Origin of the sequence: Embleya sp. NPDC056575 (assembly GCF_042793325.1) — a bacterium.
In the GTDB taxonomy this organism is placed as follows: domain Bacteria; phylum Actinomycetota; class Actinomycetes; order Streptomycetales; family Streptomycetaceae; genus Embleya.
Genome location: NZ_JBHTVA010000021.1, coordinates 59807 through 84061 on the forward strand (window position 1 = coordinate 59807; position 24255 = coordinate 84061).

Genomic DNA, 24255 nt, shown 5'->3' on the forward strand with positions numbered 1-24255 from the left:
ACGCCTTGAAGCGTTGAGAAGGAGTCATTGACCCATGCCGGTCTCCGTAACACTGCCCGCGCTCGGCGAAAGCGTGCAGGAGGGCACCATCACCCGCTGGCTGAAGCAGGAGGGTGAGCGCGTCGAGCTGGACGAGCCCCTGCTCGAGGTCTCGACCGACAAGGTCGACACCGAGATCCCCTCCCCCGCCGCGGGCATCCTGGTGTCGATCAAGGCCCAGGAAGACGACACGGTCGACGTCGGCGCCGAACTGGCCGTGATCGACGACGGCTCGGGGGCCGCGGCTCCGGCCGCCGCGCCGGCTCCGCAGGAGGCCGAGGCTCCGGCGCCGGCCGCGCCCGCGCACGCTGCTCCGGCCGCCGAGGCCCCCGCTGCTCCGGCCGCGCAGGAGCCCGCCCAGGCTCCGGCCGCGCCCGCCGGCGACGCGCAGGGCACCCCGGTGCTGCTGCCCGCGCTCGGCGAGAGCGTGCAGGAGGGCACCATCACCCGCTGGCTGAAGCAGGAGGGTGACACGGTCGAGGCCGACGAGCCGCTGCTCGAGGTCTCGACGGACAAGGTCGACACCGAGATCCCGTCGCCGGTCGGCGGCGTGCTGCTGAAGATCAAGGTCGCCGAGGACGAGACGGTGGAGGTCGGCGCCGAGCTGGCCGTCATCGGCGCGCCCGGTGCGGCTCCGGCTGCGGCGCCCGCTCCGGCGGCGGCCGCTCCGGCTCCTGCCGCTGCTCCGGCCACCGCGCCGGCCCAGGCCGCGGCGCCCGCTCCGGCTCCCGCCGCGGCTCCGGCCCAGGCGCCCGCGCCGAAGCCGGCTCCGACGCCCGCGCCGGCTCCGGCCCCGCAGGCCGCCGCCCCGGCGGCGCAGCTCGCCCCGCCGGCCGAGGCCGACGGCGCCTACGTCACGCCGCTGGTGCGCAAGCTCGCCGCCGAGCACAACGTGGACCTGGGTGCGATCGAGGGCACCGGCATCGGTGGCCGCATCCGCAAGCAGGACGTCCTGGAGACGGCCCGCAAGCAGCAGGCGGCCCAAGCCGCCGCGGCCGCCGCAGCCGCCTCGGCTCCGGCCGCGGCTCCCGCCGCCGCTCCGGCCGCCAAGGCCGCGGCGCCGATCGAGCCGTCGCCGCTGCGCGGTCGGACCGAGAAGTTGTCGCGGATGCGCACGGTGATCGCCAAGCGCATGGTCGAGTCGCTGCAGACCTCGGCCCAGCTGACCACCGTCGTCGAGGTGGACGTCACCAACATCGCCCGCCTGCGCGACCGGGCCAAGAACGACTTCGTGGCCCGCGAGGGCGTCAAGCTGTCGTTCATGCCGTTCTTCGCCAAGGCGGCGGTCGAGGCGCTCAAGGTCCACCCGGTCCTGAACGCCTCGATGGACCTGGACGCGGGCACGGTCACCTACCACGACGCCGAGCACCTGGTGATCGCGGTGGACACCGACCGCGGTCTGATGGTCCCGGTCATCCACAACGCGGGCGACCTGAACATCGCGGGCCTGTCCCGGAAGATCTCGGACCTGGCGGAGCGCACCCGCACCAACAAGGTCAGCCCCGACGAGCTGGCCGGCGGCACGTTCACGCTGACCAACACCGGTTCGCGCGGCGCGCTGTTCGACACGCCGATCTTCCCGCAGCCGCAGGTCGCGATGCTCGGCACGGGCGCGGTCGTCAAGCGCCCGGTCGTGGTCAACGACCCGACGCTCGGCGAGGTCATCGCGGTGCGCTCGATGGTGTACCTGGCCCTGTCCTACGACCACCGCCTGGTGGACGGCGCGGACGCGGCCCGCTTCCTGCAGACGGTGAAGACCCGTCTCGAGGAAGGCGCCTTCGAGGGCGACCTCGGCCTGTAGGCGGCCGGCGACACGTACGACCCGAAGGCGGCTCGGACCCCGGTCCGGGCCGCCTTCGGCATGTTCGGCGCCTGGGGCCCGTCTCGGTGGGCGAGGATGCTCCCATGCGTATCGCCGTCACCGGCTCGTCCGGCCTCGTGGGTTCCGCTCTCGTCCGCTCGCTCACCGCCGACGGCCACGAGGTGGTCCGGCTGGTCCGCCGGTCCCCCCGCGGGCCCGACGAGGTGCGCTGGGACCCGCACGGCGGCACGGTGGACACCGCCGCGCTCGGCCCGGTGGACGCGGCGGTGCATCTGGCCGGCGCGGGCATCGGGGATCGGCGCTGGACGGCCGCGTACAAGCGCGAACTCCGGGACAGCCGGGTCCTGGGCACCGCGGCCGTCTCCCGCGCGCTGGCGGCCCTGCGACCGGCGCCGCGGGTACTGCTGTCCGGCTCCGCGATGGGCTACTACGGCGACACGGGCGAGTGCGAGGTGGACGAGTCGTCCCCGCCCGGGACCGGCTTCCTGGCCGACCTGTGCACGGAGTGGGAGGCGGCCACCGCGCCCGCCGTCGAGGCCGGCATCCGGGTCGCCCACCTGCGCACCGGCCTGGTGGTCTCCCGCTCCGGCGGCGCGTGGGGCCGGATGTTCCCGCTGTTCCGGGCGGGCCTCGGCGGCCGACTCGGCTCGGGCCGGCAGTACTGGAGCTTCATCTCCCTGACCGACGAGGTGGCCGCGATCCGCCACGTCCTGGACCACCCGACGCTGTCCGGCCCGGTCAACCTGACCACCCCGCACCCGGTCACCAACGCCGAGGCCACCAAGGCCATGGGCAGGGCCCTGCACCGCCCCACCGTCCTCGCGGTCCCCCCATTCGCCCTGCGCATCGCCCTCGGCGACTTCGCCAAGGAAATCCTCACCGGCCAACGCATGGTCCCCAGGGCCCTCCTGGACTCCGCCTTCACCTTCGAACACCCCACCATCGACACCGCGATCGCCGCCGCCCTCGACGCCTGAGCCCCGACGTCACGTCCGGCACGCTCGTCGACAGGTGGACGCCCTGTTGTTGCCCACCGGACAACCGGTGTTCGTCAGGGCGCTCCTTCGGGCTTTTGATGGGTATGACCTGTAGGCGTGAGATCGACCCGGCTTTCGAGGGGTATGACCTGTAGGCGTGAGACCGACCGGGCTTTCGACGGGCATGACCTGTAGGCGACGACACCGACACCGCGGCGCGGGTGATCGCGGGCCGGGGACGGGAGGACGATCGTGGTCGACGTGCGCCGTACCGAGGTGATCGTGGTGGGGGCCGGGTTGGCCGGCTTGAGCGCGGCACGGACCGTGGCCGCGGCCGGGGTGCCGGTCACCGTGCTGGAAGCGGGCGATCGACCCGGGGGACGGGTGCGGACGGATCTCGTGGACGGTTTCCGGGTCGACCGCGGCTTTCAGTCGCTGACCACCTCCTGGCCCCAGGTGCGCCGGCAACTCGACGTCGCCGCACTGGGGTTGCGCGCGTTTCAGCCCGGTGTGCTGCTGTACGAGGACGGCCGCACGCAGCGGATCGGCGACGTGCGCCGGGTCCGGGACGCGATCGGCGGGTTGCGCAACGGCAGCGGCACCGACCGGACGCGGCTGGCCGCACTGCTCGCCCGGACCGCGTCCGCCCCGGTGGCGCGGGTGTTCGGCGCCGCCGAGACGGCCGCCGCCGACGCGCCGGTGTTGCGCGCGCTGCCGCCGGAGCTGACCCGGCGGACCCTGCGCCCGCTGCTGGCCGCGCTGTTGCACGATCCCGCGTTGCGCTCGTCCAGCCGGTTCGCCGAGTTGATGCTCCGGTCCTTCCTGCGCGGCCGGGTGGCGCTGCCCGCCCGGGGCATGGCGGCGGTGCCGACCCAGCTCGCGGCGGCCCTGCCGGCGGGCGTGGTGCGCTACGGCGTGCGCGTGTCGTCCGTCTCGGCCGATCGTGTACTGACCGACCTGGCGGGCGAGATCAGGGCCCGCGCGGTGATCGTGGCCACCGATCCGAGTACGGCGGTGGCGCTGCTGCCGGGCCTGCGGATGCCCGCGTTCCACCCGGTGACCACGCTGTACCACGTGGCCCGAGGCGCGCCCCGGGCCGACGCGTCGCTACTCGTGGAGGCCGACGCCCGCAGCCCGTTCACGCACACGACGGTGGTCAGCCAGGTCGCCCCCACCTACGCGCCGGACCGCCGGGCGCTGATCGCCACCACCGTGCTCGGGCACGACGGCTCGGAGCCCGCCAAGCTCGAACTACGGGTCCGCGAACGGCTCGCGGTCGTCCACGACACGCCCACCACCACGTGGGCACACCTGACCACCTGTCACATCCCGCAGGCCGTCCCGGTGGTCGAGCCCGGCCACAACTTCCGCCGACCGGTCCGGCTGATCGGCGGTCTGTACGTCTGCGGCGACCATCGCGATTCCAGCTCCATCCAGGGCGCCCTGGCCTCCGGTCGCAGAGCGGCCCGCTCCGCCCTCGCCGACCTGGGCGCCCTCGCGGCCTGATCCGCCGCGCCGCTCAGGCCGTGCGGACGAAGCAGCCCGACCGCGCCTCGAATTCGCGTACCGCAGGCACATCCCGATACGGCGCCAACCGATGGGTGAACTCGCGTACGTAGTCCACCGCCCGCGACGACCGCAGCCCCTCCGCCTGTTCGGTCGCCTCCGCCTCCACCCGGCACGCCTGCTCCACCTCGCCCAACTCCAACAACGCGGTGGCCAGGATCGTCTGGCAGAACAACCGGCTGCGCGCGTATTCGCTCCCGCGCAGCCGCAACGAGCGCTCGGCGTATTCGCGCGCCTTGTCGTAGTCCTCCAAGTCCCGGTAGCAGTGCGCGTGATCGTCGGCCAACTGGGCCTCGTCCATGAACACGACCCACTCCGGCTCGTCGTCCCCGGACGTGACGCACTCCAACGCCTGCTCGGCCCGCAACAGCGCCGCCCCGCACGCCCGCGCGTCGCCGAGCAGGCCGTGCCCGCGCGCCTCGACCGCGTGGAAGAGCGCGCGCACCCGGGGCGTGGCCACCGCCGACGCGCCCTGCTGGGCGACCCGCGCCAGCTGTACCGCCTCGCGCCCGTGCCCGAGGTAAACCGCCTGCCGGCTCATCGTGGACAACACGAACCCGCCGAGCGCCCGATCCCCCGACGCCTGGGCCAGCCGCAGCGCCTGGACGAAATAGCGCTGCGCCATCCCGTGCACGCCCACGTCGTACGCCATCCAGCCGACCAGGCGGGTGAGCGTGGCCGCCGCGCCGAACAGCGCGCTGCCGGTGCGCGAGTCGTAGGTCCCGCGCAGTATCGCGGTCACCTCGGTGTCGAGGTAGCGCACCAGCGCCTGCCGGCCGTGCCCCCCGCCGAACGAGTTGTCCAACCGCCGGAACGCCTCGCCGACCGCGCGCACCGCGGCCACGTCGCCGGGTCCCACGCGGTCCCCGTCCTGCCGCGCCGGCCGCTCGTCACCGGCGCCGATCAGCCAGTCCCGGCTGGGCACCACCAGCGCCCCGGGCGTGAACGCGGCCTCCACCAGGGCGGATCGCTGCGCCGAGTCGGCCTGCCACATGCCGGTGACGATCTCGACCGCCTCGGGCGGTCCGGACGCGTACTCCAGCCCGGCGTAGTCCGGCCGGCATCCGGCCATGCCCAGATCCTCGGCGCTGAGTTTGCGGCCGAGTCGTTGGGTGAAGACCTCCGCGAGCAGTATCGGCACGATCCCGCGCGGATGTTGGCCCCGCAGCCAGCGTGCCACTGAGGTCTTGTCGTACCGGAGATCGATGCCCTGTTCCGCACCGAGTTGGTCAACGCGTCGGGCCAGACCGGCATGCGAGAAGCCGGCTTCCTCGACAAGCGCCGCCAGCCGGTGATTGGGGCGCCGCTCGACCCTGGCTGCCATGGAGATGAACGCCTCCCGCTGGTGCGGTGGTTCGGGTGTGGGTGGGTGATCGCGCGAGAATCTAGCGATTTCTGGAGCGCTACAACCCGAACGCTCACAACAATGACCCTTTCGAGTTACGCCCGAAGGACCCGCCGGGATGGGTCGAATTCGCCCCGAGGAAGCCCCGGTTCGGCCAAGTTCGGCAAAACCTGCCGAATCGACGACACGGATCCACCGCGCTGTCACCAGCCTGCCGCCGCTTGCGATGCGCGTAGCGGTGGTGGAACATGCGCGAGGCAGTTCACCCGTTGGGGTGATCGACTTCCGCGCGGCCGACGTCCGCGCGGACGCGCCTCGGGGGCGTCGGGCCACATCGGCCGGAGTGTCCGGGAATCGCGAGCCGCCCGCGACCAGGCGAAGGAAACGCACGCGTGACCCGGCAATCGGACGACACCGCCCGCGGGATCGTGATCCCCCTCGCCGCGGTCGCGATCGTCTGCCTGCTGCTCACCAGCGGGGTCTTCCTGTTCGCCGGACTCGGCGACTCGGATCGGGGCGACGCCCCGGTCTCGCTCGAGCGGAACCTGCCGCTGCCGGCGCCCGCGTTCCCGCTGCCCGGCACCGCCGCGGCGAGCCCGGGCGCGGGTACGGCCACCGCCACGGGCCCGCCGACGACCGCGAGCGCGACACGGTCGGCGACCCGCTCCCCGTCCGCCTCGGCGAGCGCCAACCCCGGGGCGAGCGCGACCGCGACCCGTTCGAGCGCGCCGCCGGCCCCGCCCGTCCCGCCGCCGCCCGCCACCACCGGCCCCGCGGACATCTCCGTCGACGCCACCGTGACCGACTCCGGCTGGGGCGCCGACGGCACCGTGGTGATCACCAACCGCACCCCGCGCCCGCTGCCCGCCTGGGACCTCACGCTCACCACGTCGGGCCGGCAGAGCGGCTTCACCATGCTCTACGGCGAGGACATGCGCACCAGCACCGATCGCGGCGTCGCGACCGCCCGCGGCCGGGGACCGCTGGCGCCCGGGGCGAGCGTGGTGATCGAGTTCGGCCTGTACGGCCGGGTCGAGGCGATCGGCTGCACCTTCACCGGCGTGACCTGCCGAGTCCGCGGCCTCGACGCCGGTCGCGGGTGAGGTTCGACCCCGTCGTACGCTGGTGGGCGTGACCAGCTTCTTGCGATTCGTGCACCTGGGCCTCGGCGCCGACGCCGTTCCGTACGAGGCCGCCTGGGAGGAACAGCGCCGCGTGCACGAGCAGGTGGTGAGCGGCGAGGTCGGCGACACCTGTCTGCTCCTGGAACACCCCGCGGTCTACACCGCCGGCCGCCGTACCGACCCGTCCGAGCGCCCGATGGACGGCACGCCCGTGGTCGACGTCGACCGCGGCGGCAAGATCACCTGGCACGGTCCCGGCCAGCTCGTCGGCTACCCGATCGTGCGCCTTCCCGAGCCGGTCGACGTGGTCGCGCACGTGCGTCGGATGGAGGAGGCGCTGATCCGGGTCTGCGCCGACCTGGGTCTGGAGACCACCCGGATCGAGGGACGCAGCGGCGTGTGGGTCCTGGGCGACGCGGTGCCGCAGCCGGCCGCCCCGACCGGCGGCCTCGACCTGCGCCTGGACAGCCGGCTCACGGCCGCGCCCGACCCGCGCCTGCACCCCGAGTTCGACCCCCGCCTGGCCGGTCCGGAGTACGCGCCCTCCAACGCGGGGCAGCGCGGCGACGACCGCAAGCTCGCGGCGATCGGCGTCCGGGTCTCGCGCAAGGTCACCATGCACGGCTTCGCGATCAACTGCGACGCCGACATGACCTACTACGACCGCATCGTGCCGTGCGGCATCAAGGACGCCGGGGTCACCTCGCTCAGCCGCGAACTCGGCCGCGAGGTCACCGTCGCCGAGATCCTGCCGCTGGCCGAGCGGCACCTGGCCGACGTCTTCGCCCGGATCCCGGCGTGACACGAGCCGCGTGACGCGAGCCGCGCAGCGGGCACCGCGTGACGCGCACCGCACGACCCGCGCCGCGTGACGCACGCCTCGTCCCGGACCCGACCGCCGGGGAATCCACCCGGGTTCGTCCCGGTTGCCACTTGACGGGGCGTCCGGAGCGCCGATTCGCTCGGCGTACTCTGGACGTACCGCCCCACCACGGGCCCGTCCCATCCTGTCGGGCCCACTGCGGTCTGTCCCGCCCGCAGGCCGACCCGAGAAGAGGGAGTCGCGCGTGTCCGCTGTCGCACCCGACGGCCGCAAGCTGCTTCGCCTGGAAGTCCGCAACGCCGAGACTCCCATCGAGCGCAAGCCTTCGTGGATCAAGACCCGGGCGAAGATGGGCCCCGAATACACCGAGCTCAAGCAACTCGTGAAGCGCGAGGGGCTGCACACGGTGTGTGAGGAAGCGGGCTGTCCCAACATCTACGAGTGCTGGGAAGACCGCGAGGCGACCTTCCTGATCGGCGGCGACCAGTGCACCCGGCGCTGCGACTTCTGCCAGATCGACACCGGCAAGCCCGCCGAGTTGGACCGCGACGAGCCGCGTCGGGTGGCCGAGTCGGTCCAGGCGATGGGGCTGAAGTACGCCACGGTCACGGGCGTGGCCCGCGACGACCTTCCCGACGGCGGCGCGTGGTTGTACGCGGAGACCGTCCGGCAGATCAAGGAGCTGAACCCGGGCACCGGCGTCGAGCTGCTGATCCCGGACTTCACCGCGCAGCCGGACCAGTTGGCCGAGGTGTTCTCCTCGCGCCCCGAGGTGCTGGCGCACAACATCGAGACCGTGCCGCGCATCTTCAAGCGCATCCGGCCGGGCTTTCGCTACGAGCGCTCGCTCGACGTGATCGGCCAGGCCCGGGCGGCGGGTCTGGTCACCAAGTCCAACCTGATCCTGGGCATGGGCGAGGAGCGCGCCGAGATCAGCCAGGCGATGCAGGACCTGCACGACGCCGGCTGCGAACTGCTGACCATCACGCAATACCTGCGGCCGAGCGTGCGGCACCACCCCGTCGAGCGCTGGGTGAAGCCGGAGGAGTTCGTCGAGCTGAACGAGGAGGCCGAGGAGATCGGCTTCGCGGGCGTGCTCTCCGGACCCCTGGTCCGCTCGTCGTACCGCGCGGGTCGGCTGTACCGCCAAGCCCTGGAGGTGCGCGAGACGCGCGCCGCGTCGGCCGAAGGTGCGCAGAGTTTCACCTCGGTGTGACCCGGGCGCCATCATCGGGCAACACAGTGTCGCGAGAGTCGGCCGTGGTGCGGCCGAAGCTCGCATCGAGCACAGCTAGGGGGACGACCTCATGCCAGACACGCAGCAGGACAACGCCTCGGTGCTGCGCGGCGCGTTCGATCGCGGCCTCGCCGCACGCCGGGCCACCGTCGGCCGGGTCTTCCGGGCCGTCGAGACCGTCCTGATGTTCGAGGGTGGTCAGCGCACCGCCCGCCGCAACGCGTGGGCGGCCGTGTGCGCCGACCGCAGCCGCGCCCGGGCCCGCGCCGAGGCCTCCGACATCCTGGCCCGGCTCGCCCCGGTCAAGCCCGCGCCGGGCGCCGGCTCGCGCTAGCGCCGCGCGGGGCGGGTCGGCCCGTGATTCGGCCGTCCTCGGGGGATGGATTTCCCGCCGGACGGCCGGATCGCCGCGCCTTCGGCGGGAAGGTCGCGACAAGCCGGCGCCAGGCATTGTCCCCGGTGGACGGCACGCCAGTATCCTTTTCACATGGCGAGCAAGGAACCATCCGAGAAGAGCGGCCGGCTGAAGCAGATCCGGCTCGCCTACCAGCAGACGAAGAAGGCCGATCCGTGGGTCGGCTTGATTGTGGCGGCCTGGGGCCTGGGCGTATTCGCAGTACTCCTGGCCATCGGCTTCTGGTGGGGACATCCGATCTACCTGGGCATCTTCGGTGCCCTCGTGGGTCTGCTCGCGGCGGCCTTCATCTTCGGACGCAGGGCCGAGAAGTCGGTGCTCGGCCAGATGGAGGGCCAGCCCGGCGCCGCGTTGGCGGTCATGCAGTCACTCAAGCGTGGCTGGGTCGTGACCCCCACCGTGGCCATCACCCGCAACCAGGATGTCGTACACCGCGCCGTGGGTCGCCCCGGCATCATCCTGGTGGGCGAGGGTCAGACGGGTCGCGTGACGCGACTGTTGGCCGATGAGAAGAAGCGCATGTCCCGACTGGCGGCGAACACCACGGTGCACACGATCATCGTCGGCAACGACGAGGGTCAGGTCCCGCTGCTCAAGCTCCAGCGGCACATCATGAAGCTGACCCCGACCATGGCCAAGCCCGAGGTCGCGCAGGTCAACGACCGGCTGCGGGCGGTCGGCGACCTGATGAAGAACATGCCGGTGCCCAAGGGCCCGATGCCGAAGGGCGCGCGCATGCCGCGCGGCCCGCGCGGCTGACCCACCCCGGCGCCACGCACCCGCGCGACCACCGCGCCCCGTCCCCCGTTCGACGCGAGAGCGGCGGCGATCCGACCCCGGATCGCCGCCGCTCTCTTCCGTCTCTTCCGTTTCGGGCCGCGGGACGTCGCAGGAGGTCCTAGGCCCGGACCACCGCCGTGCCGACCGCCTTGTCGTGGAAGCCGCGCCCGTCCCGGTCGTAGATGGCCGGCGGAATCACCAGGCACAACAGGAACGTCCGCACCACGACCGCCAGCGGCAGCAGCGAGCCGCGGGTGACCGAGACCACCCGGATGCCCATGATCCGCTTGCCCAGGGTCCAGCCGAGCGTGCTCACCAGGAGCAGGTTCTCCACGGCGAACACGCCGAGCGTGCCCCAGCTGGTGCCGACCGCGTTGAGCTTGCCGCCGCCGAGGAAGGACAGCGCGATGACGTAGCAGATGCCCCAGTCGATGACCAGGGCAAGGAGCCGGCGCCCGGTCGGCGCCAGTGAATTGGGTCCGTCCTCGGGCAGCCCGAGACGCTTGCCGCGGTAGGCGAATTCGTCGTCCGCCGCCCCGGATGCCTGGGTCCGCGATGCGCTCGTGTTCTCGTCCACCCCTCCAAAGTAGACGAGCCGGGCCGATTCACCCGCTCCGGGGTGGGCGTACGGGCGGCCGATCACGGGCACGCATCCAGGCAAACCGGCTAGACCGTACGGGTGGGTGCGTAACATCCCGGAAACACGAGGGACACCGACGGGAAACCGCTCGCGCCTACCTTCATGGCCTAGTGGCCACCGGGGAGGAGGCCGCTCCCCGCGAACGCAACTACCCGCGCCTGGCGCCGGGTCGAGGAGGATTGATGTTCAACAACGCCGAAGAGGTGTCGCGATACATCGCCGACAACGACGTCAAGTTCATCGACGTTCGTTTTTGCGACCTGCCTGGCGTGATGCAGCACTTCACGGTTCCGGCGAAGACGTTCGACCCGAGTGAGACGCTGGCCTTCGACGGATCCTCGATCCGCGGCTTCCAGGCGATCCACGAGTCGGACATGGCGCTTCGTCCGGACCTGTCCACGGCGCGACTCGACCCGTTCCGCAAGGACAAGACGCTCAACATCAACTTCTTCATCCACGACCCGCTGACGGATGAGGAGTACAGCCGGGACCCGCGCAACATCGCGAAGAAGGCCGAGCGCTACCTCGCCGGCACCGGCATCGCCGACACGGCGTACTTCGGCCCCGAGGCCGAGTTCTACGTGTTCGACAGCGTGCGCTTCTCGACCGGCGCGAACGAGTCCTTCTACCACATCGACTCCGAGGCGGGCGCCTGGAACACCGGTGCGGAGGAGAACAACCGCGGCTACAAGGTCCGCTACAAGGGCGGCTACTTCCCGACCCCGCCGGTCGACCACTTCGCCGACCTGCGCGCGGAGATCTCCCTGGAGCTGGAGGCGGCGGGTCTGGAGATCGAGCGCCAGCACCACGAGGTGGGCACCGCCGGCCAGGCCGAGATCAACTACAAGTTCAACACGCTGCTCGCGGCGGCCGACGACCTGATGCTGTTCAAGTACATCGTCAAGAACGTCGCGTGGCGCAACGGCAAGACCGCGACCTTCATGCCGAAGCCGATCTTCGGCGACAACGGCTCGGGCATGCACTGCCACATGTCACTGTGGGCCGACGGCTCGCCGCTGTTCTACGACGAGCAGGGCTACGCGGGGTTGTCGGACACCGCCCGCTACTTCATCGGCGGCCTGCTCAAGCACGCCCCGTCGCTGCTGGCCTTCACCAACCCGACGGTGAACTCGTACCACCGCCTGGTCCCGGGCTTCGAGGCGCCGGTCAACCTGGTCTACTCGCAGCGCAACCGCTCGGCCTGCATCCGCATCCCGATCACGGGCAGCAACCCGAAGGCCAAGCGCGTCGAGTTCCGCGTCCCGGACCCGTCGGCCAACCCGTACCTGGCCTTCGCCGCCCAGCTGATGGCCGGCCTCGACGGCGTCAAGAACAAGATCGAGCCGCTGGAGCCGGTCGACAAGGACCTGTACGAGCTGGCCCCCGACGAGCACCAGGCCGTCCCCCAGGTCCCCGGCACCCTCGCCGAGGTCCTCGACGCCCTGGAGGCCGACCACGAGTACCTCCTCGAAGGCGGCGTCTTCACCCAGGACCTGATCGACACCTGGATCGAATACAAGCGCACCAAGGAAATCGACCCGGTCCGCCTGCGCCCCCACCCCCACGAGTTCGAGCTCTACTTCGACATCTAAACCCCCCGAGGGCGGCCCCGCCCCCTCCCGAAGACAAGGCCGTCGACCGCTGCCATCACGCGGTCGGCGGCCTTTCTTGTGCTCGTCCGGGTCGACTGCCACCGCATGGTGCACCGCGGCGAACCTTGGTTGACGATCGATCGGCTTCGGGCGTCGCTCGCGAAGTAGCGGTCTCCCGGCCTCCCCCGCCTCCCGATCTCCGTCGCGTGCCCCGTGCCGGGCTTTGCCGCGCCCTCGCGGGCATCACCCCGGTGCGGGCGTTTTGGCATGTGATGAGGCTTTACGCATGCCGATTGCATACCCCCCTCAGGTATTTTTCGCGCAGCTCTGGATTTCACATACCCCCCTCGGGTATGTTCCTGGTCGCCGGATACCCCCCGGTCGTATCTATGGAGTGATCGCGATGTCCGAACCACAAGCCAATCCGCGTCGCTGGACGGCGCTTGCGCTCATTGCGCTCGCGCAGTTCATGGTCATCATGGACACGTCGATCATCGGCGTGGCCCTGCCCGAGATGCGTACCGATCTCGGGTTCTCGCAGGAGAACCTGTCCTGGGTCTTCAACGCCTACGTGGTCGCCTTCGGCGGGCTGCTCCTGCTCGGTGGGCGGTTGTCCGACCTGTTCGGCGCCAAGCGGGTGTTCTCGCTCGGCTGGGCGATCCTGGGTGTCGGGTCGCTGGCCGCCGGGCTCGCCGGCGAGGTGTGGGTCGAGCTCGCCGGGCGGGCCGTCCAGGGTGTCGGTGCCGCGCTCATCGCGCCCTCGGCGCTGACCCTGCTGATGATGCTCTTCGGCGGCAATCCCAAGGAGCTGACCAAGGCGTTCGCGCTGTACGGCGCCGCCGCGCCCGCCGGTGGCACCGCCGGCGTCTTCCTGGGCGGCCTGATCACCGAATACGCCAGCTGGCCGTGGGTCTTCTACATCAACATCCCCGTCGCCGTACTCGCCCTGGTCGCCACCCCGTCGCTGATGCCGGACGCCCCCGCCCGGCGCGGTTCGATCGACGTGCTCGGCGCCATCCTCGCCACCGCCGGACTCGGCGTCGCCGTCTACGCCGTCGTGCGTGCCCCCGAGACCGGTTGGGGCTCCGCCGAGACCCTGGTGGTCCTCGTCGCCGGAATCGGCCTGATCGCCCTGTTCCTGCTGCTCCAGGCGAAGAAGGCCGAGCCGCTGATGCCGCTGCGCATCCTGCGTACGCCCAACCTCGCCGGGGCCAACCTGGCCCAGCTGCTGATGGCCGCGGCCTGGATCCCGATGTGGTTCTTCCTCAACCTCTACCTCCAGCAGGTGCTCGGCCTGGGTGCCTTCGCCTCCGGCTCGGCCCTGCTGCCGATGACCGTGGCCATCATGCTCATGATGATCGTGCTCGCACCGCGCCTGATCGCCCGCTTCGGTCCCAACCCGCTGGTGGTCACCGGTCTGATCGCGCTCGCCGGCGGCATGTTGTGGCTGTCCTTCGTCCGCTCCGACGGCAACTACTGGGTCGACGTGCTGCCCGCCTCCCTGCTCGCCGCCGCCGGCATGGCGCTCGCCTTCATCCCGTCCCTGGGCACCGCGATCTCCAGCGCCCGTCCCGAGGAGGGCGGCCTCGCCTCCGGCATCGTCAACACCAGCTACCAGATCGGCTCGGCCCTCGGCCTGGCCGCGATGACCGCCGTCGCCGCCGCACACGGCGCCCAGGAGGTCGGCAACCCCGGCGCGCTCACCGACGGCTTCTCCGCCGCGTTCCTCGGTGCCTCCGCCATCGCCGCCGCCGGCGCGGTGATCGCCGCGATCACCCTGCGCAAGCCCGCCGGCGCCGCCGACCCGACCTCCGCCGACCCCGCCCCCGAGTCCGTCCCGACCCCCTGATCACACACCGGCCCACGGGCCCCGACCGATGTCACGAACCCCGTCCGACACTCCGAAGGCCGCCCTCCATCTCCACGGAGGGCGGCCTTCGCGCACCCTCGCGACGTGCGTTTCCTCCGTCCGAAGAAGGAGAAGACCGCCCCCGGATGGCCCCACGGGGTGATCGGCCCGGGGGCGGGCTCTGGCAGACTTGAGTCATGGGGGGCAATCCGAGCCGAGAGACCATGCCGCCGTCGGGGCGACGGCTGACCGACGAAGCCGGACGGAAATCCATGCAGCCAATCCCCACGATGACCCGATTGCGGGTATATCTGCACACGCCGCGTCGTCCGCGATTCGTGGTCGAACTCGCGTTGGTGGCGTTGAGCTACTGGGTCTACTCACTGATTCGCAACGCGGTGCCCGAGCGTGAACACCTCGCGGTGGACCGCGCCTGGCAACTCCTCGATGTCGAGAAGGCACTGCACATCGACATCGAACACAGCGTGAACCACGCCGTCAACGGCATCACGTGGTTGATCGTGCCGATGAACTACTACTACGCCACGCTGCACTTCGTGGTCACCATCGGTGTTCTGGTGTGGCTGTTCCACAAACACCCCGGCCGCTACCGGGCCGTGCGCACGGTGTTGTTCCTGACCACCGGTCTGGCCCTGTTCGGCTACTTCTTCTACGCCCTCGCGCCGCCGCGGCTGCTGCCCGGCGCGGGCTACATCGACACCGTCCTGGTCCACCACACGTGGGGATCGATGGCGTCCGGCGACATGAAGAACGTCTCCAACCAGTACGCGGCGATGCCGTCGATGCACATCGGCTGGTCGACGTGGTGCGCGCTCGCGATCGTGATGTTCGCCCGGCCGTTGTGGGCCAAGGTGCTGGGCGTCCTGTACCCGGTCGCCACCCTGTTCGTGATCGTGGCGACCGGCAACCACTTCGTGCTCGACGCGGTCGGCGGCTGGATCACCCTGGCCGCGGCCTTCGGCGTCCAGTGCCTGGTCAACGGACGCTCCGCGTACCGCTTCCCGCAGTATCCGCCGGACGACCCGCGGGCCGCGCCGCCACCGCCGCCGGACAACAAAGCCGACGGCAGGCACGACGACGGGCACGACGACGACCACACGCCCGACGCCCCTCGCGCGAAGCCTCAGCGCGAGCCCGTCGAAATCTCGTCCTCGCCGTAGAAGACCCGCTCCACCACGGCCCGCGCCAGCCTGGTCACCCGCCGATACTCCTCCAGCAGGCTGCCCGTCTCGTCCGACGCGTGCCCGAGCAGCCGGGCCACCCCGCCCAACTCGCGCACGTCGGACGGGAAGCTGTCGGAGGACCGGCCACGTACGATCATCACCGCGTTGCGCACCCTGGTGGCCTCGACCCACGCGTCGTCCAGGACCCGGGCGTCGTGCGCGTCGAGCAGCCCCGCGTCCCGGGCCGCCGCCAGCCCCTGTCGGGTGCCGGTCACCCGCAGCGCGGGCACCTCGTGCGCGTGCCGCAGCTGGAGCAGTTGCACCACCCACTCCACGTCGGCCAGACCACCCCGGCCCAGCTTGGTGTGCGTGGTCGGGTCGGCCCCGCGCGGCAGCCGCTCGGCCTCGATCCGGGCCTTCATCCGGCGGATCTCGCGGACCTGGCCGTCGTCGATCCCTCGGCACGGGTAGCGCACCGGTTCGACCAGCGCCAGGAACCGCAGGCCCAGGTCGGCGTCGCCCGAGGTGACGTCGGCGCGCAGCAGGGCCTGGCTCTCCCACAGCTTGGACCAACGCTCGTAGTAGGCCCGGTACGACGCGAGCGTGCGCACCAGCGGCCCCTGCCGGCCCTCGGGGCGCAGGTCGGCGTCGATCAGCAGCGGCGGGTCGGTGGACGGGATCTGCAGCAGCCGGCGCACCTCGTTGCACACCCGCTGTGCGGCCTTGGCGGCCGGCTCCTCCGGCGAGCCCTCGATCGGCTCGTACACGAACATCACGTCGGCGTCGCTGCCGTATCCCTGCTCGTAGCCGCCGAACCGGCCCATCGCGATGATGGCGATCCGGGCCGGGATCGGCCCTCGCTCGCGCTCGTACCCGTCGACGGCGGCCCGCAGCGCGCCGGTCAGCGTCGCGGCGTTGACGTCGGTCAGTGCCCGGCCGATGGCGTCCACGTCCAGTCGGCCCAGCACGTCGGCGGCGACGATCCGAAACAGCTCCCGTCGGCGCACGCTGCGCGCCGCCTGTACCGCGCTCTCCGGCCCCGGCGCCCGCCCGACCGCGGCCAGGATCTCGGTCTCGAGCGCCGCCCGCGAACGCGGCCGCAACCCGTCCCCGTCGCCGAGTATCGCCACCGCCTCGGGCGCACGCAGCAGCAGATCCGGCGCGAGCCGCCCCGAGGCGAGCACCCGGGCCATGTTCTCCGCCGCCGCCCCGGAAGCACCCGCCCCCGAGTCGCGCAGCAGCCGCAGGTACCAGTGCGTGTTGCCGAGCGCGTCGGAGACCTGCCGAAACGCGAGCAGACCGGCGTCGGGATCGGCCGAGTCGGCGAACCAGCTCAGCATCACCGGCAACAGCGTGCGCTGGATCGAGGCCCGCCTGCTCACCCCGGACGCCAGCGCCTCCAGGTGGCGCATCGCGGCGGCCGGATCGGCATAGCCCAGCGCCTCGAACCGGGCCCGCGCGGCCTCGGCGGTGAGCCGCTGCTCGCCGGGCTTGAGCCGGGCGACCGCGTCCAGGAGCGGCCGGTAGAACAGTTTCTCGTGCAGCCGGCGCACCTCCAGCGTCTGCTGCTTCCAGGCCTTCTCCAACTCGCCCACCGGGTTCGAGCGCATCCCCATCGAGCGGGCGATCCGGCGCAGTTCGCCCGGGTCGGTGGGCAACAGGTGGGTGCGGCGCAGCCGGAAGAGTTGGATGCGGTGTTCGAGGGTGCGCAGGAAGCGGTACGCGGCGTCCAGCCCGGCAGCGTCGTCGCGGCCCACGTAGCCGGCGGCGGACAGCGCGGCGAGCGCCTCCAGGGTGGAGCCGTGGCGCAGCGTCGGGTCGGATTTGCCGTGCACCAGCTGGAGCAGCTGCACGGCGAATTCGATGTCGCGCAGGCCGCCCGGCCCGAGCTTGACCTCGCGCGCCACCTCGCGCGCGGGGATGCTGTCCACCACCCGGCGGCGCATCGCCTGCACGTCGGCGACGAAGTTCTCCCGGCCGGCCGCGGTCCACACCATGGGCGAGACGCTGTCCATGTACTTGCGGCCCAGGGCCGGGTCGCCGGCCACCGGGCGGGCCTTGAGCAGGGCCTGGAACTCCCAGGTCTTGGCCCAGCGTTCGTAGTAGGCGAGGTGGCTGGCCAGGGTCCGGGTGAGCGGGCCGTTGCGGCCCTCGGGGCGCAGGTTGGCGTCGACCTCCCAGATCGAGCCCTCGACGGTGGTCGCCGAGCAGGCCCGCATCAGGGCGCCGGCGAGCCGGTTGGCGGCGGCGACCGCGACGCCCTCCGACACGCCGGGCGGGGCCTCGGCGACGAAGACCACGTCCACGTCGCTGATGTAGTTGAGTTCGCGTCCGCCGCACTTGCCCATGCCGATCACCGCCAGCCGGCACTGTTCGGCCTCGACCGGGTGCTCGCGGCGGACCAGGTCGAGCGCGGCGTCCAGGGTGGCGCCGGCCAGGTCGGCGAGTTCGGCGGCCACCGTCGGCTCGTCGGCCGAGCCGCACACGTCGCGCGCGGCGATGGAAAGCAGGCAGCGCCGGTAGCCGACGCGCAGCGCGTCGAGCGCCGGGTCGCCGCGCAGGCCGGTGAGCGCGCCGGTGAGTTCGGTGTGGAAGTAGGCCGGGGTGGGCCGGGCGTCGCGGACGTCGTAGGTGACCAGGGAGCGCCAGTCGTCGGGGTGCCGGGCGAGGTGGTCGCCGAGCGCGGCGCTGACCCCGAGGACGCCCAGTATCCGGTCCCGGAAGGGCTTCGCGGACGCGAGCGTGGACAGCAGGACCGAGCGGTCGGCGGCGGCCTCGGCGAGTCGGACCAGGCCGAGCAGCGCGAGGTCGGGGTCGGCGGTGGCGGCCAGCGCGTCCAGGAAGAGCGGGTCGTCGCCCGCGCCGAGCAGGGCCGGATCGCGCAGGTTGCGCGCGGCGCTCGCGATGTCGGTGAAGCCCAGTCGCACCAGACGCCCGTCGGTGGCCGCCGGTTCGCGAGGCTGATCCACAGAGGTCACCGACCGAGCGTATCCGGTCAAACGACTGATCGATCAAGCACGGAACTGGGAATGTGGACGCGCCGCACCGGGGGTTCGCCGAGCCCCCCGACCGCGGCGAACACATGTGCGGCGCGCCCTCGTCCGGTGGTGAACGACGATTCCACTCTGCGAGCCGTCCGTCCCACGGCCCGAAGAGGCCTCCGTAGCGACGAGCCGCCATACGCCACCGTACGGGACGTCACCCTACGTTAGCGTAGGTGCCATGCGCAACGGTGTTCCCTCGGAGAGGGTTCAATCAGACGACGAACCGGAACGGTCCGCTCGCCCCGGCCGCCGCACCCTCAGCCGAGAGGACTGGGCTCGAGCGGCCCTGGAGGCGATGCGGGAAGGCGGCCTGGGCGCGGTCGCGGTGGAACCCCTCGCGGAACGCCTCGGCACCACCAAGGGCAGTTTCTACTGGCACTTCAAGGATCGCGACTCGCTCATCCAGGCCGCCCTGGAGCGCTGGGTGGCCGAGTCCGAGGAACTGATGGCCTCGGCCGAACGGATCGAGGATCCGGTCGAGCGTGGGCGCCGACTCACCGAGTACGCGTTCACCGCGCCCAGCGGCGCGGACATCACCACCACGCTGCTGATCCACGCCCAGCACCCGGTGGTCGGCCCGATCCTGGAGCAGGTCACCCGCCGGCGGCTGGAGTTCGGCGCCCGACTGACCGAGGAGCTGGGCCTGCCCGCCGACGCCGCCTACCGGCATGCGCTGACCGCGCTGACCATGACCGTCGGCATCGCGCTGATCCGCCGGGGCGCGCCGCAGCTGCTGCCGCAGGGCGAGGAGAAGGACGCCTACGTCCGCTACATCCTGGAGCTGCTCGGCCCGCCGATGTCCTGAGCGCGGCCGTCCCGGGCAGGTCCCGGGCCCGGACGTCCCGAGCACGTCCGGGCGAGGATGCCCCGGACACGAGGCCCCGAGACCCCGGCGGCCCGTACGTCCGAACGCCCCGCGCCGCCCGACGACCGACGGCCCGATCCCCGGTGGGGTCGGGCCGTTCGACGTGCCGGCGCCCCGGAGTCGGGACGGTGCCGGACCGGCGGCCGTGCCGGTGCCCGCCTCAGAGCACCGGCAGGTAGCGCTTCAGCTCGAAGGGAGTCACCTGCTGGCGGTACTCCTCCCACTCGTGCCGCTTGTTGCGCAGGAAGAACTCGAAGACGTGCTCGCCCAGGATCTCCGGCAGCAACTCGCTGCGCTCCATCAGCGCGATCGCCTCGGCCAGGTTCTGCGGCAGCGGCGCGATGCCGAGCGCGCGCCGCTCGGCGTCGGTCAGCGCCCACACGTCGTCCTCGGCGCCCGGGGGCAGCTCGTAGCCCTCCTCGACGCCCTTGAGCCCGGCGCCGAGCAGCACCGCGTACGCCAGGTAGGGGTTGCACGCCGAGTCGATCTGGCGCACCTCGATCCGGGTGGACTGCCCCTTGGTGGGCTTGTACATCGGCACCCGCACCAGGGCGGAGCGGTTGTTGTGGCCCCAGCAGATGTAGGACGGCGCCTCACCGCCCATGCCCGCGGTGCGCGCCGACGCGCCCCACAGCCGCTTGTACGAGTTGACCCACTGATTCGTGATCGCGGCCATCTCGCCCGCGTGCCGCAGCAGCCCGGCGATGAACGAGCGGCCGACCTTGGAGAGTTGGTACTCGGCGCCGGCCTCGTAGAACGCGTTGCGGTCGCCCTCGAACAGGGACAGGTGGGTGTGCATCCCCGAGCCCGGGTGCTCGGAGAACGGCTTGGGCATGAAGGACGCGTGCACGCCCTGCTCCAGCGCGACCTCCTTGACCACCAGGCGGAAGGTCATGATGTTGTCCGCCGTGCTCAGCGCGTCGGCGTAGCGCAGGTCGATCTCCTGCTGGCCCGGCGCGCCCTCGTGGTGGCTGAACTCGACCGAGATGCCCATGTTCTCGAGCATGGTGATCGCCTGGCGGCGGAAGTCCTGGCCGACCGGCTGCGGGGTGTGGTCGAAGTAGCCGCTGTGGTCGATCGGCGTCGGCGGGGTCCCGTCGACCGGCTTCTCCTTCAGCAGGAAGAACTCGATCTCGGGGTGCGTGTAGAAGGTGAAGCCCTTCTCCGAGGCCCGCTCCAGGGTGCGCTTGAGCACGTAGCGCGGGTCGGCGAAGGACGGCGAGCCGTCGGGCATCAGGATGTCGCAGAACATGCGAGCGGTACCGGGGGCCTCGGCCCGCCACGGCAGTATCTGGAACGTGGCCGGGTCCGGCTTGGCGAGCATGTCCGACTCGTGCACGCGCGCGAAGCCCTCGATCGCCGAGCCGTCGAAGCCGATGCCCTCGGCGAACGCCTGCTCGAGTTCGGCCGGTGCCACCGCGACGGATTTCAGGAAGCCGAGCACGTCGGTGAACCAGAGCCGCACGAACCGGATGTCGCGCTCCTCGAGGGTGCGGAGCACGAACTCCTGCTGCTTATCCATAATTCCCTATCCTTGCAGGTCGGACGGCCTGTGAGCGATCGGCAGGGGCACCGCGGGCACCCGAGTATCCCGCTGCGGGGTTTCGAGCACATTACGTGCCCTTTGCGTTGCGTCCTCGGCCGCGTACAGCTACCGCCGTGCTTCGCCACGCCCCGTGCTCCGGTACCCCGAAACCGCGCGGGGACGACCTGCGGGGCGGCTGTTTCGTGCGGCGTCACACCCGTTGGGGAATCCCGTCGGGCGAGTCGTCGGGGCCCGGTGGTGAACCGTGCCAAGGGTATCCTCCGGGCGGTTCGACGCCGAGCCCCGGGCCCGGCCGGGCGAACGCCTTTCGCCCGCTGTTGGCCTGCGGTTTTCCGTCCGGCCGAGGGGCCGCCATCGCACGCCGCACCCGGTCCGCACGCACGGGTCGCGGGCGGGTCGCGGATGGCTTGCGGTGGCCGTCGTCGACTATTCGTCACTTTGACGTCAAGGGTCGGGTACATTGGAACGCGTGACCCGGATTCGCATTGCCCTGAGCCAGATCGACCCCACGGTCGGCGACCTCGACGGCAACGCCGAGCTGGTGGTCGGCCGCACCCGGCGGGCCGCCGAGCGCGGCGCGACACTCGTGGCCTTCCCGGAGATGGCCCTGACCGGCTACCCCGTCGAGGACCTGGCCCTGCGCTCGTCCTTCGTCGAGGCGTCCCGACTGGCCATGGAGGGCCTCGCCGCCCGGCTCGCCGCCGAGGGGCTGGGCGAGATCGCGGTGGTGGTCGGCTATCTGGACCGGTGCGAGGAGTCCGCGCCGCGCCTGGGCCGTCCGGCCGGCGCCCCGCAGAACGCGGTCGCGGTGCTGCACCGGGGCCGAATCGCGGCCCGCTCGGCCAAGCACCACCTGCCCAACTACGGCGTCTTCGACGAATACCGCTACTTCGTGCCCGGCGACCGGCTCCTGGTCGTTCGGATCGGCGGGGTGGACATCGCGATCGCGGTCTGCGAGGACCTGTGGCAGGAGGGCGGCCCGGTGGCCGCCGCGCGCGCCGCCCGGGTCGGACTGCTGCTGTCGATCAACGCGTCGCCGTACGAGGTGAGCAAGGACGATTCGCGGCTCGACCTGGTCCGCCGCCGGGCCCGCGAGGCCGACTGCACGCTGGCCTACGTCAACGCCTTCGGCGGGCAGGACGAACTGGTCTTCGACGGCGACTCGCTGATCGTGGACGCCGGGGGCCGGCTGCTCTCGCGCGCCGCACAGTTCCACGAGGAACTGCTCGTGGCCGACCTGGACCTGCCGCAACACACCGTCGACGCCCGACTCGCCCGCACCGACGACACGGTGGCCGACGACCTGACCATCCGGCACGTGGTGCTGACGGAGGAGTCCGCGCCGCCGCCCGCGCCCGCCGCCGAGCACACCATCGCGCCGGCCCTGTCCGACGACGCGGAGATCTACCAGGCGCTGGTCATCGGTCTGCGCGACTACGTGGCCAAGAACGGCTTCGAGTCGGTCCTGCTCGGCCTGTCCGGCGGGATCGACTCGGCCCTGGTCGCGGCGATCGCGGCCGACGCGGTGGGCGGCGGCAACGTGTACGGCGTCTCGATGCCCAGCAGCTACTCCTCCGAACACTCCAGGGACGACGCGGCCGACACCGCCGAGCGCATCGGGCTCCACTACCGGCAGGTGCCGATCGCGCCGATGGTCGACGCCTACCTGGCCGCGCTCGGGCTGACCGGCCTGGCCGAGGAGAACCTCCAGGCACGGGTGCGCGGCACCACCTTGATGGGCCTGTCCAACCAGGAGGGCCACCTGGTCCTGGCCACCGGCAACAAGAGCGAGCTGGCCTGCGGCTACTCCACCCTGTACGGCGACGCGGTGGGCGGCTTCGCACCGATCAAGGACGTGCCCAAGACCGCGGTGTGGCGGCTGGCCCGCTGGCGCAACGCCGAGGCCGAGCGGCGCGGCGAGGTCGCGCCGATCCCGGTCAACTCGATCACCAAGCCGCCCAGCGCCGAGCTGCGGCCGGGCCAGGTCGACACCGACTCGCTGCCGCCCTACGAACTGCTCGACGACATCCTGGACGACTACGTCGAACGGGACATGGGCCGCGACGCGATCGTGGCCGCGGGCTTCGAACCGGCACTGGTGGACCGCATCCTGGCCCTCGTGGACACCGCCGAGTACAAGCGGCGCCAATACCCCCCGGGCACCAAGATCTCCCTCAAGGCCTTCGGCCGCGACCGCCGCCTACCCATCACCAGCCGCTGGCGCGAAAGCGGCCGACCGGGGGCCGGGCCGGCGTGAGCCCGCAGGCCGAGACGCCCGAAGGGCCCGACCGATGTGGTCGGGCCCTTCGGCCAGTGGCTTCGCGGTGCCTCACTTCAGGCGCAGGTCCGCCTGGACCGGCTTGTGGTCGCTCGGGGTGCTGCCGAGGACCTTCGCGTCGGCCGCGGCCATGCCCCGGTACATGATGTGGTCGATCGCGGCCATCGGGAACGACTCGGGCCAGGTGAAGCCCATGCCCGTGCCCGCCGTGTCCTGGGCGTCGCGCAGGTAGCGGGTGACCGGGCGCAGCGCGCGGTCGTCGGTGGTGCCGTTGAGGTCGCCGACCAGGATCACCTGCGGCGCGGTCTCGACCGCGAGCGACGAGGCGAGGCGGTCGATCGTGCGGTTGCGGTCGCCGACGGTGAAGCCGCTCGGGCCGAAACGCACCGACGCCAGGTGCGCGACGTAGAAGGGCACGTCGCCCTTGGGCGTGGTGATCACGGTGCGCAGTGCCCGGGTGAAGCCCATCCCGACGTCGATCGCCTCGGCCTTGCCCATCGGGAAGCGGGCCGTGGTCCACACCGCCACCGTGCCCTCGTGCTGCACGTTCGGGTAGCGGTCCTTGAGCACGGCGTTGTACTGCTTCCACGCGCCCTCGGGCAGTTCCTCGAGCGCGATCACGTCGGCGCCCGAGCCGAGCAGCGAGCGGGCGGTGCCGGCCGGGTCGGGGTTGTCCGCGTTGACGTTGTGGCTGACCACCCGCAGGTCGTGCGGGCCGCCGCCGCGGCCGGGCAGGAAGAAGCCGCCGAACATGGTCACCCAGACCAGGACCGGCAACATCGTCGCGGCGACCGCGGTCCACGAGCGGCGGATCGCCGCGCAGACCAGCAGCACCGGGACGACCAGGCCCGCCCAGGGCAGGAAGGTCTCGATGAAGCTGCCCCAGTTGCCCGGGGTGTTGGGCACGAGCCGGTGGAAGGCCATCGGCAGCGCGGCCAGCACCGCGAACACCGCGATCACCCGGCCGCGCCGCCACGGCGGGGTGCGCCAGACGCGGACCGCGCCGTCCCGGATCGACTCCCACGACCAACGTGACCCGCGCCGCGGACCGCCGTCGCCGGCCGGCTGCGGCTCGGCTCCGGTATCGGTCGTGGTGGGCCACGTCATGCTGCCTCCTGATGTCCCGGGG

At 71.9% G+C, this 24255-nt stretch carries 18 protein-coding genes; 13 read left to right on the forward strand and 5 right to left on the reverse strand.

Annotated elements, in window-relative coordinates:
- Positions 1 to 34: 34 nt before the first annotated feature.
- From sucB to ACFRCG_RS18570, 3 genes are all read left to right on the forward strand, one after another.
- On the forward strand, positions 35 to 1840 hold the full coding sequence (gene sucB, locus ACFRCG_RS18560; RefSeq protein WP_380032743.1) for a 2-oxoglutarate dehydrogenase, E2 component, dihydrolipoamide succinyltransferase: 1806 nt from the start codon (positions 35 to 37) through the stop codon (positions 1838 to 1840).
- 104 nt (positions 1841 to 1944) lie between these two features.
- Positions 1945 to 2838 carry a TIGR01777 family oxidoreductase gene (locus ACFRCG_RS18565; RefSeq protein ID WP_380032745.1) on the forward strand — a complete coding sequence of 298 codons (894 nt, stop codon included), beginning with the start codon at positions 1945 to 1947 and terminating at the stop codon, positions 2836 to 2838.
- Between the two features lie 252 nt (positions 2839 to 3090).
- Positions 3091 to 4344: an NAD(P)/FAD-dependent oxidoreductase gene (locus tag ACFRCG_RS18570; protein ID WP_380032747.1), complete on the forward strand. Its 1254-nt coding sequence runs from the start codon at positions 3091 to 3093 to the stop codon at positions 4342 to 4344.
- A gap of 13 nt (positions 4345 to 4357) precedes the next feature.
- Here the strand turns inward: ACFRCG_RS18570 and ACFRCG_RS18575 are convergent, their stop codons facing one another.
- Positions 4358 to 5728 (reverse strand): regulator, encoded by a 1371-nt coding sequence (locus ACFRCG_RS18575; protein WP_380032749.1) that lies wholly within the window; start codon positions 5726 to 5728, stop codon positions 4358 to 4360.
- Between the two features lie 413 nt (positions 5729 to 6141).
- Here ACFRCG_RS18575 and ACFRCG_RS18580 point away from each other — a divergent pair, with 413 nt between their 5' ends.
- The 5 genes from ACFRCG_RS18580 (at position 6142) to ACFRCG_RS18600 (ending at position 10107) form a co-directional block, all read left to right on the forward strand.
- The gene (locus ACFRCG_RS18580) at positions 6142 to 6852 is read left to right on the forward strand and encodes a hypothetical protein (protein WP_380032751.1); all 711 of its coding nucleotides are present in this window, start codon (positions 6142 to 6144) and stop codon (positions 6850 to 6852) included.
- A 28-nt stretch (positions 6853 to 6880) separates the two neighbouring features.
- On the forward strand, positions 6881 to 7675 hold the full coding sequence (gene lipB / locus ACFRCG_RS18585) for a lipoyl(octanoyl) transferase LipB (RefSeq protein ID WP_380032753.1): 795 nt from the start codon (positions 6881 to 6883) through the stop codon (positions 7673 to 7675).
- A 265-nt stretch (positions 7676 to 7940) separates the two neighbouring features.
- Entirely contained in the window at positions 7941 to 8912 is a 972-nt protein-coding gene (lipA, locus tag ACFRCG_RS18590) for a lipoyl synthase (RefSeq protein ID WP_380032755.1), read from the forward strand.
- Positions 8913 to 9003: 91 nt separating this feature from the next.
- Positions 9004 to 9267 carry a hypothetical protein gene (locus ACFRCG_RS18595; protein ID WP_380032757.1) on the forward strand — a complete coding sequence of 88 codons (264 nt, stop codon included), beginning with the start codon at positions 9004 to 9006 and terminating at the stop codon, positions 9265 to 9267.
- Positions 9268 to 9420: 153 nt separating this feature from the next.
- Positions 9421 to 10107 carry a DUF4191 domain-containing protein gene (locus ACFRCG_RS18600; protein ID WP_078977506.1) on the forward strand — a complete coding sequence of 229 codons (687 nt, stop codon included), beginning with the start codon at positions 9421 to 9423 and terminating at the stop codon, positions 10105 to 10107.
- Between the two features lie 139 nt (positions 10108 to 10246).
- On the opposite strand, the gene ACFRCG_RS18605 is transcribed toward ACFRCG_RS18600, so the two are convergent.
- Positions 10247 to 10705: an RDD family protein gene (locus ACFRCG_RS18605; protein WP_380012478.1), complete on the reverse strand. Its 459-nt coding sequence runs from the start codon at positions 10703 to 10705 to the stop codon at positions 10247 to 10249.
- Positions 10706 to 10950: 245 nt separating this feature from the next.
- On the opposite strand from ACFRCG_RS18605, the gene glnA reads away from it, so the two are divergent.
- The 3 genes from glnA to ACFRCG_RS18620 all read left to right on the forward strand — a co-directional run bounded on the left by glnA (position 10951) and on the right by ACFRCG_RS18620 (position 15390).
- Positions 10951 to 12360, forward strand: a complete 1410-nt coding sequence (gene glnA, locus ACFRCG_RS18610) for a type I glutamate--ammonia ligase (protein ID WP_380032759.1) — start codon at positions 10951 to 10953, stop codon at positions 12358 to 12360.
- A 403-nt stretch (positions 12361 to 12763) separates the two neighbouring features.
- Positions 12764 to 14209: an MFS transporter gene (locus ACFRCG_RS18615; protein ID WP_380032761.1), complete on the forward strand. Its 1446-nt coding sequence runs from the start codon at positions 12764 to 12766 to the stop codon at positions 14207 to 14209.
- A 272-nt stretch (positions 14210 to 14481) separates the two neighbouring features.
- Positions 14482 to 15390, forward strand: coding sequence for a phosphatase PAP2 family protein (locus ACFRCG_RS18620; protein ID WP_380032763.1), 909 nt, complete (start codon positions 14482 to 14484; stop codon positions 15388 to 15390).
- On the opposite strand, the gene ACFRCG_RS18625 is transcribed toward ACFRCG_RS18620, so the two are convergent.
- Positions 15354 to 18371, reverse strand: a complete 3018-nt coding sequence (locus tag ACFRCG_RS18625; RefSeq protein WP_380032765.1) for a bifunctional [glutamine synthetase] adenylyltransferase/[glutamine synthetase]-adenylyl-L-tyrosine phosphorylase — start codon at positions 18369 to 18371, stop codon at positions 15354 to 15356. The two genes, ACFRCG_RS18620 and ACFRCG_RS18625, sit on opposite strands and share 37 nt — an antisense overlap.
- Positions 18372 to 18615: 244 nt before the next feature.
- On the opposite strand from ACFRCG_RS18625, the gene ACFRCG_RS18630 reads away from it, so the two are divergent.
- A complete protein-coding gene (locus ACFRCG_RS18630; RefSeq protein WP_380032767.1) occupies positions 18616 to 19242 on the forward strand; it encodes a TetR/AcrR family transcriptional regulator in 627 nt (208 codons plus the stop codon).
- 220 nt (positions 19243 to 19462) lie between these two features.
- Here ACFRCG_RS18630 and ACFRCG_RS18635 read toward each other — a convergent pair whose 3' ends face one another.
- Entirely contained in the window at positions 19463 to 20824 is a 1362-nt protein-coding gene (locus ACFRCG_RS18635; RefSeq protein WP_078977486.1) for a glutamine synthetase family protein, read from the reverse strand.
- 493 nt (positions 20825 to 21317) lie between these two features.
- Between ACFRCG_RS18635 and ACFRCG_RS18640 the strand changes: the two genes are divergently transcribed.
- Positions 21318 to 23105 carry an NAD+ synthase gene (locus ACFRCG_RS18640; RefSeq protein WP_380032769.1) on the forward strand — a complete coding sequence of 596 codons (1788 nt, stop codon included), beginning with the start codon at positions 21318 to 21320 and terminating at the stop codon, positions 23103 to 23105.
- A gap of 72 nt (positions 23106 to 23177) precedes the next feature.
- Here the strand turns inward: ACFRCG_RS18640 and ACFRCG_RS18645 are convergent, their stop codons facing one another.
- Positions 23178 to 24233, reverse strand: coding sequence for an endonuclease/exonuclease/phosphatase family protein (locus ACFRCG_RS18645; RefSeq protein WP_380032771.1), 1056 nt, complete (start codon positions 24231 to 24233; stop codon positions 23178 to 23180).
- Between the last annotated feature and the right edge of the window lie 22 nt (positions 24234 to 24255).